This window comes from uncultured Halomonas sp. (genome assembly GCF_947501415.1).
GTDB lineage: Bacteria > Pseudomonadota > Gammaproteobacteria > Pseudomonadales > Halomonadaceae > Halomonas.
In genome coordinates, this window is the sequence record NZ_CANMVL010000012.1 from 58,925 (window position 1) to 75,229 (window position 16,305).

Annotated in this window: 11 protein-coding genes; 5 read left to right on the forward strand and 6 right to left on the reverse strand. The window is 62.4% G+C overall.

Annotated features, from left to right (window positions below; all coding sequences use genetic code 11):
* Positions 1-6: 6 nt before the first annotated feature.
* Together Q0894_RS10325 and Q0894_RS10330 are read right to left on the reverse strand one after the other, a co-directional pair.
* Positions 7-1,380: a sigma-54 dependent transcriptional regulator gene (locus tag Q0894_RS10325; RefSeq protein WP_299234789.1), complete on the reverse strand. Its 1,374-nt coding sequence runs from the start codon at positions 1,378-1,380 to the stop codon at positions 7-9.
* A gap of 454 nt (positions 1,381-1,834) precedes the next feature.
* Positions 1,835-2,596: a murein L,D-transpeptidase catalytic domain family protein gene (locus Q0894_RS10330; RefSeq protein ID WP_299234791.1), complete on the reverse strand. Its 762-nt coding sequence runs from the start codon at positions 2,594-2,596 to the stop codon at positions 1,835-1,837.
* Positions 2,597-2,707: 111 nt separating this feature from the next.
* Between Q0894_RS10330 and Q0894_RS10335 the strand changes: the two genes are divergently transcribed.
* The gene (locus Q0894_RS10335) at positions 2,708-4,294 is read left to right on the forward strand and encodes a L,D-transpeptidase family protein (RefSeq protein ID WP_299234793.1); all 1,587 of its coding nucleotides are present in this window, start codon (positions 2,708-2,710) and stop codon (positions 4,292-4,294) included.
* A 151-nt stretch (positions 4,295-4,445) separates the two neighbouring features.
* Here Q0894_RS10335 and Q0894_RS10340 read toward each other — a convergent pair whose 3' ends face one another.
* From Q0894_RS10340 to Q0894_RS10350, 3 genes are all read right to left on the reverse strand, one after another.
* Positions 4,446-6,293: an ABC transporter ATP-binding protein gene (locus tag Q0894_RS10340; RefSeq protein ID WP_299234795.1), complete on the reverse strand. Its 1,848-nt coding sequence runs from the start codon at positions 6,291-6,293 to the stop codon at positions 4,446-4,448.
* Between the two features lie 82 nt (positions 6,294-6,375).
* Complete coding sequence (locus Q0894_RS10345; RefSeq protein WP_299234797.1) at positions 6,376-8,175, reverse strand: peptidoglycan DD-metalloendopeptidase family protein; 1,800 nt, start codon at positions 8,173-8,175, stop codon at positions 6,376-6,378.
* A gap of 242 nt (positions 8,176-8,417) precedes the next feature.
* Positions 8,418-9,287 (reverse strand): pirin family protein, encoded by an 870-nt coding sequence (locus Q0894_RS10350; protein ID WP_299234799.1) that lies wholly within the window; start codon positions 9,285-9,287, stop codon positions 8,418-8,420.
* Between the two features lie 100 nt (positions 9,288-9,387).
* On the opposite strand from Q0894_RS10350, the gene Q0894_RS10355 reads away from it, so the two are divergent.
* The 4 genes from Q0894_RS10355 to Q0894_RS10370 all read left to right on the forward strand — a co-directional run bounded on the left by Q0894_RS10355 (position 9,388) and on the right by Q0894_RS10370 (position 14,266).
* A complete protein-coding gene (locus tag Q0894_RS10355) occupies positions 9,388-10,317 on the forward strand; it encodes a LysR family transcriptional regulator (protein WP_299234801.1) in 930 nt (309 codons plus the stop codon).
* 145 nt (positions 10,318-10,462) lie between these two features.
* A complete protein-coding gene (locus Q0894_RS10360; protein WP_299234803.1) occupies positions 10,463-11,512 on the forward strand; it encodes a glutathione S-transferase family protein in 1,050 nt (349 codons plus the stop codon).
* Positions 11,509-12,384 carry an Hsp33 family molecular chaperone HslO gene (gene hslO, locus Q0894_RS10365; RefSeq protein ID WP_299234804.1) on the forward strand — a complete coding sequence of 292 codons (876 nt, stop codon included), beginning with the start codon at positions 11,509-11,511 and terminating at the stop codon, positions 12,382-12,384. Before Q0894_RS10360 ends, hslO begins: the two co-directional genes overlap by 4 nt.
* A 328-nt stretch (positions 12,385-12,712) precedes the next feature.
* Positions 12,713-14,266, forward strand: a complete 1,554-nt coding sequence (locus tag Q0894_RS10370) for a phosphoenolpyruvate carboxykinase (RefSeq protein WP_299234807.1) — start codon at positions 12,713-12,715, stop codon at positions 14,264-14,266.
* A gap of 126 nt (positions 14,267-14,392) precedes the next feature.
* Here the strand turns inward: Q0894_RS10370 and Q0894_RS10375 are convergent, their stop codons facing one another.
* Entirely contained in the window at positions 14,393-16,102 is a 1,710-nt protein-coding gene (locus Q0894_RS10375; RefSeq protein ID WP_299234809.1) for an AMP-binding protein, read from the reverse strand.
* Positions 16,103-16,305: the final 203 nt, after the last annotated feature.

Sequence of the window (16,305 nt, forward strand, 5' to 3'; positions counted from 1 at the left end):
GGTGAGTTACGCTCGGCTATCGAGCGGTCGAGGAACGCAGTGCTTGTCTATCAGGCGGTACAGGGTCGCTCGAGAGATGCCGAGATCCTGTGCAGCGTGCAGCGCATGGTTCCTGTTGCGAGCCAGCGCGGCAGTAACGGCCTCGCGCTCCGCGCAGTTTCGAATATCCTCCAGTGAAGGGCGAGCTCTGACGACGTCCTTGCGTCTTTCCAGTCCGAGGTCATCAGGCGTGATAAGGCGCTCTTCACACATCACCATGGCGCGTCGCACTCGGTTTAAAAGCTCTCGCACATTGCCTGGCCAGGGGTGTTGGCGCATGGTAACAAGACTGTCATGGTTGAAGCCGCGTACTCGGCATGATGTCTCGGCGCGAAACTTCTGGAAGTAGTGCAAGGCCAGGGCCTCGATATCTTCTGGTCTTTCGCGTAGGGGTGGCGTTCTGGCCTGCAGAACGTTTATGCGATGATACAGGTCCTCACGGAAGTCACCCGACTCTATGGCATTTTCCAGGTCGACATGGGTCGCGGCGAGTACCCTGACATCCACCGATATCTCACGCAGGCTGCCGAGACGCTGGATACGATGATCTTCCAGGAATCGTAGCAGGTGTACCTGCAACTCCATGGGCAGATCGCCAATTTCGTCGAGAAACAGGGTGCCTCCCGATGCCGATTCGATGATACCGACCTTGCTCTTTCCTGCACCGGTGAAAGCACCTTTCTCATGTCCGAAAAGTTCAGTCTGGATTAGGCCAGCAGGCAAGGCGCCACAGTTGATGGCGTTGAAGGGACCTTCACGTCTGGTGGAGTGATCGTGAATCAGTCTTGCCGTCAGCTCCTTGCCCGTACCAGACTCGCCGGTAATCAGTACCGGTGCATCCACGAGGGCAATTTTCTCGATATCCTTAAGTAATTTCTCGATAGCATGGGAATTGCCGATCATCTCAATCTTTCGGCCAGGATCGGGAGGTGAGTGGCCGGTCCCGAAATGCGTCGCAAGCAATTCCGAAATGGTGAGTGTGCTCTCCAGCACATAATTGGCTTCTTCGGGATTCAAGGGAAGGGTGATACAGGCATGACAGTGCCTGGCGATGAAAGCACGCGTCTCGTACTCCTGAAGACTGTCAACAGTTAATAGTGCAACCCAGAGAGTGCTTGTTGACAGGCTGAGGAGCTTTTCCAGTTCAAGCGAGGACCAGGTGTGGGACGACTCCAGTAGAATGATACCAATTGGAATCGGTGCTGAAAGAAGAAGCTTCTCTGCCTCTATCAGGCAGCTGGTACGTTGAAACTGCCATGCATACTGTTTTAGCGACAGCGCTGTGCTTGCTGTCAAACGTTGATCACCTATCATTAGAACATAGCGTGATTTGTCCATCATCACCCTTCAAGCTTTCGCTTGTTATTTGATAACGACCGACGCGTCTCGTCGGTTCTGCTGATCATGCTGGCCTCGAGCTCTTCTTACGGGTGTTGAACACTCCATACAGGCCCTGAACTCTTGATGCTCAAGTTCATGATGCTCAGCGCTTGCCTCGCTACCACAAGTGTCTCTATCTGGCGTCATTAACCTGACTGTGATGAAGACGGTGTCATTGGAATCTTAGGATAGGGGAAGTGTTGGTGGTAGATTGATTTTTGTAAAGGTTGAGGTTTAAAAGGTTGCTTTGTGTGTTTTCGTCGACAAGATGCGTTATCCAGGCTTGCGATGCTGCCTGCCCCTCCTCGACCAAGTGTTGGCCACGACCCTGACCGCCTCGGTGCATGTCTCCGATTATCAGCGTTGGCTGACGGACTCCATTGAGCGTAGCCAATGCTCGAGGTCACTGCTCAATTCAGTTGCTGATGGTAGGAAATGGCGACTGTTGGTCATGTGACTGCATGGCCAGCTGCCGGTCCTGATCGCGGTTGCAGTCGAGGTAGGTCGAGCTCGCCAGCCACTCCGGGTCGGGATAGTAGGCGAACAGGTACTGCTCCTCCTTGAGGCTGTCGATCAGCGGGTAGGTGATCTCCTGACGAACGGCCGGGCATCCCAGGCTGCGGCCCAGGCGGCCGGTCTGTTCGATAAAGGACTCGCTGACATAGTCGGCGCCGTGCATCACGATGGCGCGATCGAAGGCCAGGTGGTTGACGCCGGGCTCGAGGCCCTCGAGGCGTAGCGAATAGCCGTTGCGTCCGTAGTAGGTGTTCATGGTGCGAAACAGCCCGAGACTCGACTGGTGGCTCTCCGGTGTATTCGAGAAGCGTGAGGCCAGGGCATCACCGGAGCCGCGGCCATGGGAGACGAGCTCCTCGAAGAGCAGTGTCTTTCGATGCAGGTCGAAGACCCACAGGCGGGGTTCGCTGGAGGGCCGGGAGTAATCGATCACTGCCAGGCGCTCGGCATCAGGGTCGGCGCATGACAGGGCGTTGGCGGCCAGCGTGAGCACCTCGCGGCTGGCGTTCGGTGCCAGGCGAGTCAGAGTTCGAGTCAGGGGTTCGCCATCCAGCATCCTGGGGCCAAGAGCCTGGGCGGTGGTGGGGGCGGCAAGAGCGCAGGCACTGGCTGTCAGACTGGTTGCACAGAGCAGCCAGGCGGCAAGGGTTGATCGCATCATCACTTCGACTCTCTTGGTTTCTCGCTATGATGTAAGGGCGAGAAGGGTTCATCAAGTTAGCAATAAACGATACTGGGGGTGAACATGCGGCGATCTGTCGCGATAGCTGCGATGACGCTGATCATCATGCTGGCATCCGGCATGACGATGGGGGATCCGTCGACGCCGCAGGAGCGCAGCATGACCGCGGTTGAGCAGGTCCTGATTCCGCGGGGTGGAAACCTGGAGGGCTTCTATGCGGCGCGCGCGTTCCAGGCAGCCTGGACGCGAGAGGAGCAGGTGCAGGAGCTGGTCGAGGCGTTGCAGGGGGTGGCCAGTGATGGTCTGGATCCCGACGACTATGGCGCCGACCGCCTGCTGACTGAGTATCGTCAGGCTCAGGACAGTAGTGAGATTGCTCAGGCACGCTTCGATATCAGGGCGACCCGCGCCCTGTATACGGCGCTACGTCATCTCCATCATGGCAAGGTGGACCCGCATACCATCGACCCGAAGTGGGAGGTGCCCATCAATGAGCGGCTTCCGCCTCTGGAGAGGGTCGCTCAGGCGGTGGCAGCCGGGCGGGTCGCGGCACTTTTCGATTCGGTGCGTCCCGCCTATGCCCCCTATGAGCGGCTACGCCAGGGGCTGACCCGGTATCGGAACATCCAGCGCCTGGGGGGCTGGCCCATGCTGCCCGAGGGTGGGCCCGCCCTGAGGCGTGGCATGACTCATCCGGATGTGGCGATCCTGCGCGATCGCCTGGCCCAGATCGGTGAGCTGGAGGTCATGGCGGCGGATACCTCGATCCTGCCCGCGGCCAAGCTGGAAGCGCCGGCACCGCAGCGCTTCGATGCCGCGCTGGAGGCGGCCGTAAGACGTTTCCAGGACCGTCACCTGCTGGAAACGGATGGCGTCGTTGGCCCGCGTACCAGGGAGGCCCTGAATGTGCCGGTGGGCAGGCGCATCGACCAGATCCGTCTCAACCTTGAGCGTGCGCGTTGGCTGATGCACGGCCTGCCCAATGCGTTCGTGCTGGTGGATATCGCCGGCTATCGTGTCAGCTATTTTCGTCCCAATGGGGAGGTCTGGCGATCACGTATCGTGGTGGGCCAGCCCTACCGACGGACACCCTCGTTGCGTTCTGAGATCACTCATCTGACCGTCAACCCGACCTGGACGGTGCCGCCGACCATCCTGCGTGAAGACGTGATTCCCAGCGTGCGTCGAGACCCAAGCTACCTGGCTCGGCGCAATATGCAGGTACTGACGCCATCGGGCCGACGACTCAGCCCGAGTCAGGTCGACTGGTCGAACCCGGGCAGCGTGATGATTCGTCAGGCCGCGGGGCCAGGCAATGCATTGGGTCAGGTGGTGGTCCGCTTTCCCAACGACCATCTCGTCTATCTGCACGATACTCCTGCCAAGGGGCTGTTCGCGCGCCAGCGGCGTGCCTTCAGTTCGGGGTGTATCCGAGTGCAGGGGGTACTACAGCTCGCTCAGCTGCTGTTCGACGATACCGGCAGCAATCGTGACCTTCGCGCCCTGCTGGCGAGTGGTCGTACCCGCAATGTGCCACTGGCCGAGCCGGTACCGATCATCCTGCACTACTGGACGGTTCACCCAGATGCCGCTGGGCGGATGGTCTTCCGACCCGATATCTACGAGCGTGACGACGCCCTGCTGCGGGCGCTGGACCGTCCGTTGTCATCCTTGTAGGTGTCATCGGCAATGGCCATCTGCCACCGCCGATCGCCTATCAGCCGATCGCTGGATCGCCCGATAAATCGGGCTCCTACGGTGGGCAATGGCAGCGATCTTCCTGGTAGGAGCGCGATTTATCGCGCGATAGGAGATAAGCGCCAGGGGCCTATTCATAACCCTTGGCCTGGAGTCTGAACAGTCTGGCATAGCGGCCGTTGGCGGCCATCAGACTGGCGTGGTCGCCCTGTTCGAGGATCTCGCCGCCGTCGATGACCAGAATCTGATCGGCGGCGCGCACCGTGGAGAAACGATGTGAGATGAGGATGGTCATCTTGCCCTGGCTATGATCGCGAAAGTCGGCGTACACGGCCGCTTCGGCGGCGGCGTCCATGGCCGCGGTGGGCTCGTCGAGTACCAGGATGTCGGCACTCTGGCGCATATAGGCCCGCGCCAGGGCGATCTTCTGCCATTGGCCGCCGGAGAGCTCCTGCCCCCCCTTGAACCAGCGTCCCAGCTGGGTGTGGTAACCCTCTGGCATGGTAGTGATGAAATCGTCGGCCAGCCCGCGACGAGCGGCTTCCTGCCAGCGCGTCTCGTCCTCGAAGGCGGCTACATCACCGGCTCCGAGGTTCTCGCCGACCTTCATCTGGTAGCGCACGAAGTCCTGGAAGATGACCCCGATGCGTCGGCGAAGCGTCTGGATGTCCCATTCGCGCAGGTCGTTGCCATCGAGCAGGATTCGCCCCGCACTCGGCTCATAGAGGCGGGTCAGCAGCTTGATCAGGGTGGTCTTGCCTGAGCCGTTCGCGCCCACCAGCGCCAGGCTCTGGTTGGGGCGAAGATGCAGCGAGATGTTCGAAAGAGCGGGCCTTTCGGCACCAGGGTAGGCGAAGCTCACGCTCTCGAAGCGAATGCCGTCGCCAGGGCGGGAGCCCGTGGTCAGGCTGCCCGCCTCCGAGGCCACCGGCTGTTCCAGGTACTCGTAGAGGTTGGAGAGGTAGAGGTTGTCCTCGTACATGCCACTGATCGAGGTCAGGCTTGCCGATAGCGCCGCCTGTCCCTGCTTGAAGACCATTAGGTACATGGTCATCTGGCCCAGGCTAAGGGTGCCGGTGATGGTCTCCACCACGACCCAGGCGTAGGCGCCGTAGAAAGCCAGGGTACCAAGCAGTCCGAGCACGAAACCCCAGCTCTCTCGGCGCTGGGTGAGGCGACGGTCTTCGGCGTAGAGAGTGTCGAAGATCTTCCGGTAGCGCTCCAGCAGCAGCGGCTCCAGGCCGAACAGCTTCACCTCCTTGATGCTGTCCTCGCGGGCCAGCACGGTTTCCAGGTACATCTGCATGCGGGTCTGGGGCGAGCGCCAGCGGAACAGCCGGAAGGCATCGCCGGAGAACTTGGCCTCGGAGATAAACACCGGCAGTGCCCCGATCACCAGCACCAGCAATGCCCAGGGAGAAAACTGCACCAGCAGGACGCCGAAGCTGACCAGCGAAATGCCGTTCTGGGCCAGGGCGAAGGTCTTGTTGACCAGCCCCAGGGGGCGGGTCGACGCCTCGCGACGGGCTCGGGTGAGCTTGTCGTAGAACTCCGAGTCCTCGAACTGGGCCAGGCTGAGGGTGCCGGCCTTCTCGAGGATCATCACGTTGACCTTCTGACCGAGCAGGGCCCGTAGCAGTGACTGCTGCGCGGAGAGCGCTCGTTGCGCCAGGGCGATGGCGGCGATCACCCCGCCTTCGGCGAGCACGTAGCGCAGCACCGGCCACCATGCCACGCTGCCCGTCTCGGCATGCTGCTCCATGGCGGCCACGACGGCATCGACGATCAGCTGACCGAGCCAGGCCGCCACCGCCGGCAGTACGCCGGCCACCAGGGTGGCAATCGCCAGGCCCACGGTGAGCCCCCGGGAGGTCTGCCACACCAGGGCGAGTGCTCGACGGCTATAGCGAAATACGCCCAGAAAGGCCGCCAGGCGGTTTTCAGGAGGAGGGGCGGGGCGGGGTGAGCGGGATGACACGGGGCTCTCCGTAAGGCTAAAAAGTAAGGCGCCCCGCACGAGGGCGGGGCGCAGTGGAGCAGCGGGGACAGAGCGTGCGCGGTCAGCCCTCGTTGGACTCCTTCTTGGCATCACGCTCGCCGGTGCTGGCGACGACCGGACCGACCTCCCCGGACTGCAGGGCGGCAAGCAGCGGTTCGGCTTCGCGCTGGAAGGCTACCAGGCGGTCGCCCGAGAGGCTTCGGTTCTCTGGCAACTTGACCTGCATGGCATCGACCTGGTTGTCGTTGACCAGCACCTCGTAATGCAGGTGAGGCCCGGTGCTGCGGCCGGTGTTGCCGGAGAGGGCGATACGTTGCCCCATGGTCACGCGTTCGCCGCTACGGACCAGCGGCTTGGAGAGGTGCAGGTAGCGAGTGCGATAGCCGTTGTCGTGTCGGATCACGATGTAGCGGCCGGCCGCGTAGTGGCTACGCACCGACTCGACCACGCCGTCGGAGGGGGCGGTGACCGGCGTGCCGATAGGCATGGCGAAGTCGGTGCCCTTGTGTGGGCTGATTCGCCCGGTCACCGGATGCTTGCGACGCGGATTGAAGTTGGAGCTCAGCCGGTAACGCCCCTCGAAGGGGTAACGGTTGAAGGCGGGGTCGAGGCTTTCCCCTTCCGGGGTGTAGAAGTTGTTGTCTGCGCTATTGCGGACCAGCGTCAGGTTGGTGCGCTCCCCCTCATACTGAACCGCCAGGACGCGCGGGTCGAAGCTCTCCCCATTGATCACGTCGGATTCGACCAGCACCTGAAAGCGGTCGCCGCGACGGGTGTCGCGGCGGAAGTCAAGTTTCTTGCCGAGGACATGGACCAGTCGTGAGACCTCGGCGCTGGAGAGGCCGGTGGCCTGAGCCGAACGGGTGAAACTGCCGCTGACGGTACCGGCAAACAGCCGCTGGGCGGCTTCACCAGTGTGCTCGATGCTGGCGACCTCGAAGGCTCCCTCATCGCGCTCTGCCACGAAGCCGCTGCGGGCATCGCGCATCATGCGCAGCGAGATCAGCTTGCCATCCTCGTCCAGCTTGTAGTCGAGCCGGCTGCCGACCTGCCAGCGCTCGAGCATGTTGCGGTCGGGTAGCTGCTCGAGCAGTGTCAGGGCCTCGCTGTAGCCCAATCCAAGATGTTGCTGGGCCATGCGTGTAAAGGCATCGCCGGGTTCCACGGTGTAGGTTTCCCACTCCGGGACATAGGGTTCGCGAGCGGCGATTTCACGCTCGAGCAGCACCGGCCCATCGTCGAGCAGAGTCAGCTCACTTTCGGGAATATCCTCGTAGGAGGTGGCATTCGCCACCAGGCTCCCGTCGTGATCGAGCATGCCGCTGCCGATGGTGCCGACAAGCGTAGCGATATGTACGGCGCCGCGGTCCAGCGTTTTGGCGTCAGGAGTCGTGATCTCCGTAGCCACGGTTATTGCCTGTTCGTTCAAGGAGCTGCTGACCGGGTTCTTGGCCATCAGCGGTGGCCGCTCGCTTGGCGGTGTGGTGCCGTCGCTGAGACGAGCCAACAGGGGCGGTGCCGTATCGACGCTGCCGGCATTGGCCTTGTCGATCAGTTCCAGGTCAACCACTTCGCTGACCCTCAGCTGGGTGATGGGCACACGCTGTCGTGTGGCATCCAGCGCCTGGTTGGCCATCTCGATGGCGTCTCCGACGGGTCCACGCTGAAGATTCAGCGAGGGCAGTCCGGAGTTGGCATCGGCGTCGAGGGGAATGACGACGGTCTCCAGCGACCGAGAGTCGCGCTGGAGATCCTGGTAGGTGGTGACGATCTTCTGTGTGCCCAGCACGGTGACCATGGTGGCGACCGGTAACAGCAATAGCTTGTGCGCGCGGGGCAGCGAATGTAGGACTCGCAGCATGGGTAAAAGGCCGGTGAAAAAAAGGTAAGGCGAGAAAAGTCACACGAACAATAGCGCATGACTGGGGTGTTGCCTAGGCTGTATGCATGCACAGCAACAGCACCCCAGGCGACCTTTTACCAGTATCGCAGGGTGATGAGAGGTAGGCTGAGAAGTACGTGAACGCTGTTTGGTAACAGTGTGTCTATTGGAACCAAGCCGGCGGGGGATTGCAACCCCGGCCGGCCGTTTTCGGGAGTCGCTCAGGTCGTACCGTCGACAAAGGTACCATCGCGATAATCCTGCACCGCCTGGTCAAGTTCGTGCTGATGATTCATCACGAAAGGGCCATAGTGAGCGATGGGTTCGTTGTGGGGGGTACCCGCCAGCAGCAGTGCCTCGGCGCCCTCTACACTGGAAAGCGCGAGACGGTTGCCGTCCCCCAGTTGCGCTAGCTGGCCCGCCGGTACCCGGGTCTCACCGACGTCAAGCTCGCCTGCGAATACATAAACCAGCAAGGTTGGCGTCTCGATGTCGAGTATCAGTTCGCTGTTCGCATCCAGGCGGGCATGCGCCAGGTTGGATTTCCCGGCCAGAGCGTCCAGAGGCCCCGTGATGGATTCACCGTCGCTGCGCTGCCAGTGCCCCCCTATGGCCACCAGCTCGCTGCCGCCCTGGACGTCACCCGGATTGCTCAGGCGTGGCATCTCGTGGCTGCGCACATCGCGGTAGGTCGGCGCGCTCATCTTCTCGCTGGCGGCCAGGTTGATCCACAGCTGGAAAGCGTGCAGCCCCTGCTGGTCGGTGAGAGGCATCTCGGAGTGGATAATACCGCGACCGGTATGCATCCACTGGGCATCGCCGGCGTGGATGGTGCTGGTGTGGCCCAGGTGGTCTTCGTGAGTCAGGCCACCGTGGATCACATAGGTCAGTGTCTGCATGCCGCGGTGGGGGTGAGGTGGAAAGCCGCCGATATAGTCGTCGGCTCGCTCGGAGCCCAGCTCGTCAAGCATCAGGAACGGGTCCAGGCCGCCACCGAAGTCGTGGATGCGACGAATCTTGACGGCATTGCCGTCCTGGCTGGGTTGGCTCGATTGCAGCTGTTGAACCTGGCGAACTACCGGAGAATTCATGTCATGCCCTCGTGGCAGTGAGTGTCATGGCTGGCATTCTAGGTCGTTTTTATCGAAAATTAAGTGCATAGTTTCGCCTTATTAGTTCGAGGAGATCGAAATGTCTCGTGTCACCCTGACCCAGTGGCAAATGTTGGCGGCAGTCGTCGATCATGGCGGTTTCGCGCGTGCCGCTGACGCCATTCACAAGAGTCCCTCTACCCTTAATCATGCGGTCCACAAGCTTGAGGAACAGCTGGGGGTCCAGGTTCTTGAGCCGGCCGGACGCCGGGTGCGCTTGACCGAGGCCGGCGCGATGCTGTTGCGGCGAGCGCGACAGCTGATCGAGAGTGCCGAAGCCCTGGAGGAGGTGGCGGGCAGCCTTGCCGAAGGGCTCGAGGCCGAGGTGGTGCTGGCGGTAGACCAGGTGTTTCCCCCCGACGCCCTGGCCAGCGCCCTGGCAACCTTCTCCGAGACCTACCCCCATGTGCGCGTGCAGCTTCATGAGACGGTGCTCAACGGCGGCATCGAGATGCTTTACGACGGCAGTGCCGACCTGGTGATCTCGGGGGTCGCCGCTCAGGGGTTCCTAGGCGAGCCACTGGCCAGCGTACGCTTCGTGGCAGTTGCCCATCCAGACCACCCGCTGCATCGGCTGGAGCGACCGCTGGATCTGCGTGACCTGGTGCAGCACCGCCAACTGGTGGTGCGTGACTCGGCACTACACCAGGCCATGGACGAGGGGTGGCTCAAGGCTGAGCAGCGCTGGACTCTGAGCCATCTGGAGACCTCCATCGACATGGTGAAGCGCGGTCTCGGCTTCGCCTGGCTGCCCGAGACACGGATCCGTCAGGCACTCGAGGCCGGGCGTCTTGTCCCGCTTCCGCTTACCGCCGGCGGCATCCGCGAGACTCCAGTGCAGCTGATCCATCGTGACCGCGATCGTGCCGGGCCGGCGACCCGTGTGCTGGCTGAGGCACTGGCGACAGAGGTCAAGGCGACAGAGGTCAAGGCGACAGAGGTCAAGGCGACAGAGGTCAAGGCGACATGAGTGCAGCGTGACGCAGCCGAAATAATTTTCGATTTTGTCGAATAAAAATGCCCACAATATGCGATGGATAATCGACAGATTAATACTATGCTGGGAGTGAAATCACCAACCGGCGGTATCTACCGTCTTATTGAGGAGGACTTCCATGGGGCTGTTGATCGACGGCAAATGGCACGACCAGTGGTACGACACCAAGAAGCATGGCGGCGAATTCGTACGAGAGTCCGCGCAGCTTCGCGACTGGGTCACCCGTGACGGTGAGAACGGCCCCGATGGGCAGCCGGGACTGCCTGCCGAGTCGGGGCGCTACCACCTCTATGTCTCGCTGGCTTGTCCCTGGGCACATCGGGTAATGATCATGCGCAAGCTGAAAGGTCTCGAGGATCTTGTCGGCCTCTCCCACGTCAGCCCGCTGATGCTCGATCAGGGCTGGAGCTATCATCAGGATGAGGGCTCTAGTGGCGATCCGATCAACGGCGTGGCCTATCATCGTGAGCTCTATACGCTGACCGACCCCCATTACACCGGCCGGGTCACCGTGCCGGCCCTGTGGGACAAGCAGGCAGGGCGAATCGTCAACAATGAATCGGCCGAACTGCTGCGCATGCTCAACGGGGCCTTCGATGAGATCACCGGCAATCGTCTGGACTTCTACCCGGCCGATCTGCGCGAGACCATCGATGCGATCAATGCCGATGTCTATGACCATATCAACAACGGCGTCTACAAGTCGGGCTTCGCCACCGACCAGCGGGTCTACGAGAAGCACGTGGTGGCTCTCTTCGAAGCGCTGGATCGCATGGAGGCACGCCTGTCAGAGCACCGCTATCTGGCCGGTGAGTGGCTGACCGAGGCCGATATCCGCCTTTTCACCACCCTGGTGCGCTTCGATGCCGTCTATCACGGACACTTCAAGTGCAACCTTCGTCGCATCGAGGACTACCCCAATATCTCCAACTACCTGCGCGAGATCTACCAGTGGCCGGGGGTGAAGGAGACGGTGGACTTCGATCATATCAAGCGTCACTACTACAGCCACGACACCATCAACCCCACCCGAATCGTGCCCCATGGCCCCATTCTGGACCTGGAGCGCCCTCACGACCGTGAGCGCCTGCCGGGGCAGGGTATCCGCGAGAAGGGGGTGAGGCTGCTAGAATGCCCCCAATTTCCCGACCCGATACGAGACCCATGACCGACCAGATCCAGCGATTCCTGTTCGACAACACCAATGTGCGCGGCGAGCTCGTGACCCTCGAGCAGGCCTACGCCGAGGTGCTCGAACGCCACGACTACCCCGCTGCAGTGAACCGCCTGCTTGGCGAGCTGCTCGCCGCGGTGGCCCTGCTGACCGATACCGTCAAGCTCGACGGTACCCTGAGCATCGAGGTGCGCGGCAACGGCGCCCTGGCGCTGCTGATGGCTGAGTCCAACCCGGGTGGAGAGCTTCGCGCCATTGCCCGCATGGCCGAGGACGCGGCGGCCGTCGACGAGCAGGCCGGGTTCCGTGAGCTGGTGGGAGAAGGGCAGATCATGATCACCCTGGACCCCCGCGAAGGGCACCGTTATCAGGGCATCGTCGCCCTGGATCGCGATAGCCTGGCCGACTGCCTGGCCGACTACTTCGCCCAGTCAGAGCAGCTGCCTACCCGACTGTGGTTGGCCGCCGATGGGCGGGGTGCCGGTGGCCTGCTGCTGCAGCGCATGCCAGACGAGTCGCAGAACCAGGATGTCGATGCCTGGGATCGCACCGTTCACCTGGCCGCGACCGTTAAGAGCGACGAGCTGTTGCACCTCGCCCCCCAGGAGCTTCTTCAGCGTCTCTATCACGAGGAAACCGTGCGGGTATTCGACCCCAAGGCGCTGCGCTTCGGCTGCACCTGCTCCCGGGAGCGTATTGCCGATGCCCTGGTGGGCCTGGGCGCCCAGGAGCTGCGCGAGGTACTGGCGGAGCAGGGCGGCATCGAGACCCAGTGTCACTTCTGCCATACCCGTTACGCCTTCTCCATTGAGGAGGTTGAGGCGCTGCTGACCGAGGGCGACGAGCCGCCCTCGGTGGTGCACTAGCCGCCTGATGAGGCCGCTGCTCGCGACAAGGATGCGCCGGCAGCGGCTCGAACCTGGAAGATTCCGAGCCGCCCCTGACACGCCGATGTTGCGATGCAATGACGGTGTGTAGCGAAATTTCTTCATGTTGTAGAAAAACTACATGAATTTCGCCTAAAAAGGGCGTTCCCCGCCGAGATGCTTTTTGCCATAATGGCGCCGCCTTTCAGAGGCGATCAAGACCAGTGGACGGGTAACCGCACGGCGTGATCGTCACAGCCCCCTTGCTCTTCGCGTCACCGCCGACGCCAGGCACACGAGAGAATCGGCCGACGGCCCAGGAAACGACATGACCACACCTCAAGCTTCTCACGCTCACGTCAACCTCAGCAGCGCCGAACTGATTGAACGGTCGGTGTCCAGCGGCGAAGGCCGGCTGGCCGCCAATGGTGCCCTGGTGGTGAGCACCGGCGTCCGTACAGGTCGCTCGCCCAAGGATCGTTATATCGTTGACGAGCCGACCACCAGCGCGAAGATCGACTGGGGCAGTGTCAATCGTCCCTTCGATGCCGAGAAGTTTACCGCGCTCTGGGAGCGCGTCGAGGCGTACCTGACCGGCAAGGAGCATTATGTCTCCGAGCTGCATGTAGGCAGTGATCCGGACTACTATCTGCCGGCTCGAGTGCAGACCGAGACCGCCTGGCAGAACCTGTTTGGCCGCACCATGTTCGTTCGCCCCGAGGCCTATAACCCCTCCGCCAAGGAGGAGTGGACCATTCTCAATGCCGCCGGCTTCGAGTGTGATCCGGCTCGTGACGGCACCAACTCCGATGGCTGCGTGATCATCAATTTCGCCGAGAAGAAGGTGCTGATCGCCGGCATGCGTTATGCCGGCGAGATGAAGAAGGCGATGTTCTCCGTGCAGAACTTCCTGCTGCCGGGCTTCGACGTGCTGCCGATGCACTGCTCCGCCAACGTCGGCGAGGATGGCGAGACCTGCCTGTTCTTCGGCCTCTCCGGCACCGGCAAGACCACGCTCTCCGCCGATCAGGCGCGCTACCTGATCGGTGATGACGAGCACGCCTGGGGGCCGGGCACCGTCTTCAACATCGAGGGTGGCTGCTACGCCAAGTGCATCGACCTCTCCGAGAAGAACGAGCCGGTAATCTGGAACGCCATCAAGTTCGGTACCGTGCTGGAGAATGTGGTCCTCAACGACCGTCGCGAGCCCGACTACGCCGACGACAGCCTGACCCAGAACTCGCGTGCCGCCTATCCGCTGGAGCACGTCGAGAAGCGGGTGCCCGAGAACCGTGCTGGCGAGCCCAATGCCATCGTCTTCCTGACCTGCGACATGTCCGGCGTGCTGCCCCCGGTCTCGGTGCTCTCCAAGGAGGCCGCGGCCTATCACTTCCTCTCCGGCTACACCGCCAAGGTAGGCTCCACCGAGATGGGCTCCTCCGAGGGGCTGTCCGCCACCTTCTCCACCTGCTTCGGCGCACCCTTCTTCCCGCGTCCGGCGCGTGAATATGCCGATCTGCTGATCAAGCGTGTGGCCGAGAAGGATGCCCAGGTCTATCTGGTCAACACCGGCTGGACCGGGGGCGCCTATGGCGAGGGCGGTGCGCGCTTTTCGATCCCGACGACCCGCGCCATCATCAGCGCCATCCAGTCCGGCATCCTGCGCGAGGTCGAGACCCAGCATCTCGACGGCCTCAACCTCGATGTACCCACCGCGGTGCCGGGTGTAGACTCCAGCCTGCTCAACCCGCGCGACACCTGGGAAGACAAGGATGCCTACGACCGTCAGCGCCAGGAACTGGCCGCCAAGTTCGTCGACAACTTCAAGAAGTTCGAGGGCGTCAGCGAGGAGATCGTCAAGGCCGGTCCCAGCCTGACCTGATCGGATTGACTGGGTCTGCATCCAGCCCGATGTCATGGCCAATAGGAACCCGGCACCGCCAAGGCGGTGCCGGGTTTTTTGAATCGCCCGATAAATCCGGCTCCTACGGCGGGCTCACTCCTTCCGCTAGCCCTTCAAATCCGGGAAGTCTCCCTCCAGAAACTCCATTTCACCGCGCTGATCGCTGGCCTTGTCGGCTTCGGCCTGACGCAGCTCCACGCGACGGATCTTGCCCGAGATCGTCTTGGGCAGGTCGGCGAACTCCAGGCGCCGGATGCGCTTGTAGGGCGCCAGGCGCTCGCGGGTGAAGGCGAAGATATCTCGGGCCAGTTCGGCATTGGGCTCATGGCCGGCGGCGGGAATGATATAGGCCTTGGGTACCGAGGTGCGCACCGGGTCCGGGCTCGGCACGATGGCCGCTTCGCCCACCGCCGGATGCTCAATCAATACGCTCTCCAGTTCGAAGGGGCTGATACGGTAGTCGGAGGCCTTGAAGACATCGTCGGCCCGGCCCACGTAGGTGATATAGCCCTGCTCATCGATGCTGGCGACATCGCCGGTGCGATAGTAGCCCCCCTGCATGGCGGCGGCGGTGCGCTCCGGATCGTTGGCATAGCCCACCATCAGGCCGGCGGGGCGATCCTCGCCCAGCGCCAGGGCGACCTCCCCTTCGCCGGCCGGCTTGCCCTCGGCGTCGAGCATCGCCACCCGGTAACCGGGCAGCGGGCGGCCCATGGAGCCCGACTTGAGGGGCTGGCCGGGCGAGTTGCCGATCTGGGCGGTGGTCTCGGTCTGTCCGAAGCCGTCGCGGATGGTCAGCCCCCAGGCCCGGCGCACCTGCTCGATGACCTCGGGGTTGAGCGGCTCGCCGGCGGCGACCGCCTCGCGCAGGGCGACCCGATGGGCCGCCAGATCCTGCTGGATCAGCAGGCGCCAGACGGTGGGCGGGGCGCACAGGGTAGTGATCTCGTAGCGCACCAGCACATCGAGCAGGGCGGGGGCATCGAAGCGGCTGTAGTTGTACAGGAAGACGCAGGCGCCGGCGTTCCAGGGCGCGAAGAAGCAGCTCCAGGCGTGCTTGGCCCAGCCGGGAGAGCTGATATTGAGATGGCGATCCCCCGGCTTCAGGCCGATCCAGTAGAGGGTCGAGAGGTGACCTACCGGGTAGGACTGGTGAGTGTGGGTCACCAGCTTGGGCTGCGAGGTGGTGCCGGAGGTGAAGTAGAGCAGCATGGGGTCATCGGCCGGCGTCGGACCGTCAGGTGTGAAGGCGTCGCTGCTCTGGTGTGAATCGGCGAAATCATGCCAGCCCGAGGCGGCGCCTCCCACCGCGACACGCGTCAGGCCCGGATGTTGACCCTCGAACTTCTCGAGGTGCTCCGAGCCGATGACCAGGTGCTTGACCTCTCCGCGGGCGATGCGATCGTCGAGATCCTCGGCGGTCAGCATGGGGGTGGCAGGAATGATCACGGCACCCAGCTTGATGGCGGCCAGCATCACCTCCCATAGCGGTACCTCGTTGCCCAGCATCAGCAGCGCTCGCTCGCCGCGTCTCACGCCAAGCGAACGCAGCCAGTTGGCGACCTGGTTGGAGCGGTTGGCCAGCTCGGCGAAGCTCAGGCGTGCTTCGCGGCCATCCTCCTCGACGATCCACAGCGCCGGGTTGTCGTTGTCGCGGGCCATGACATCGAAGTAGTCCAGCGCCCAGTTGAATTCAGTAAAGCGAGGCCAGCGGAAGTCTCTGCAGGCGGTGGTGTAGTCCTCGCGGTGCTCGATCAGGAAGTCGCGAGCAGCAAGAAAGCTGGCAAGGTTGGACGCGCTGTCGGCGGTCGGCATGACACGGCTCCTTTGTTGTGGTTTGGAGTTTGTGGTGGTTTGGAGTTTGTAGTGGTGTGGAGTGGGCTTGCTGTGGCCCTGGAATCGCTTGTGTCGGAGTCAGTTGTGTTGGAAATGTTTGGGGGTTGTGGACGGTTATGCTTGTGCCTTGAATCGGTGCTTACCTCAGACTTCTCAAGAATCTAGCCGGATTCGATGCCAAC

Bases quoted from the DNA above. Each gene is read 5' to 3' on its own strand.
- Q0894_RS10325 (WP_299234789.1), bottom strand. From the start codon at position 1,380: ATGATGGACAAATCACGCTATGTTCTAATGATAGGTGATCAACGTTTG.
- Q0894_RS10330 (WP_299234791.1), bottom strand. From the start codon at position 2,596: ATGATGCGATCAACCCTTGCCGCCTGGCTGCTCTGTGCAACCAGTCTG.
- Q0894_RS10335 (WP_299234793.1), top strand. From the start codon at position 2,708: ATGACGCTGATCATCATGCTGGCATCCGGCATGACGATGGGGGATCCG.
- Q0894_RS10345 (WP_299234797.1), bottom strand. From the start codon at position 8,175: ATGCTGCGAGTCCTACATTCGCTGCCCCGCGCGCACAAGCTATTGCTG.
- Q0894_RS10350 (WP_299234799.1), bottom strand. From the start codon at position 9,287: ATGAATTCTCCGGTAGTTCGCCAGGTTCAACAGCTGCAATCGAGCCAA.
- Q0894_RS10355 (WP_299234801.1), top strand. From the start codon at position 9,388: ATGTCTCGTGTCACCCTGACCCAGTGGCAAATGTTGGCGGCAGTCGTC.
- Q0894_RS10360 (WP_299234803.1), top strand. From the start codon at position 10,463: ATGGGGCTGTTGATCGACGGCAAATGGCACGACCAGTGGTACGACACC.
- hslO (WP_299234804.1), top strand. From the start codon at position 11,509: ATGACCGACCAGATCCAGCGATTCCTGTTCGACAACACCAATGTGCGC.
- Q0894_RS10370 (WP_299234807.1), top strand. From the start codon at position 12,713: ATGACCACACCTCAAGCTTCTCACGCTCACGTCAACCTCAGCAGCGCC.
- Q0894_RS10375 (WP_299234809.1), bottom strand. From the start codon at position 16,102: ATGCCGACCGCCGACAGCGCGTCCAACCTTGCCAGCTTTCTTGCTGCT.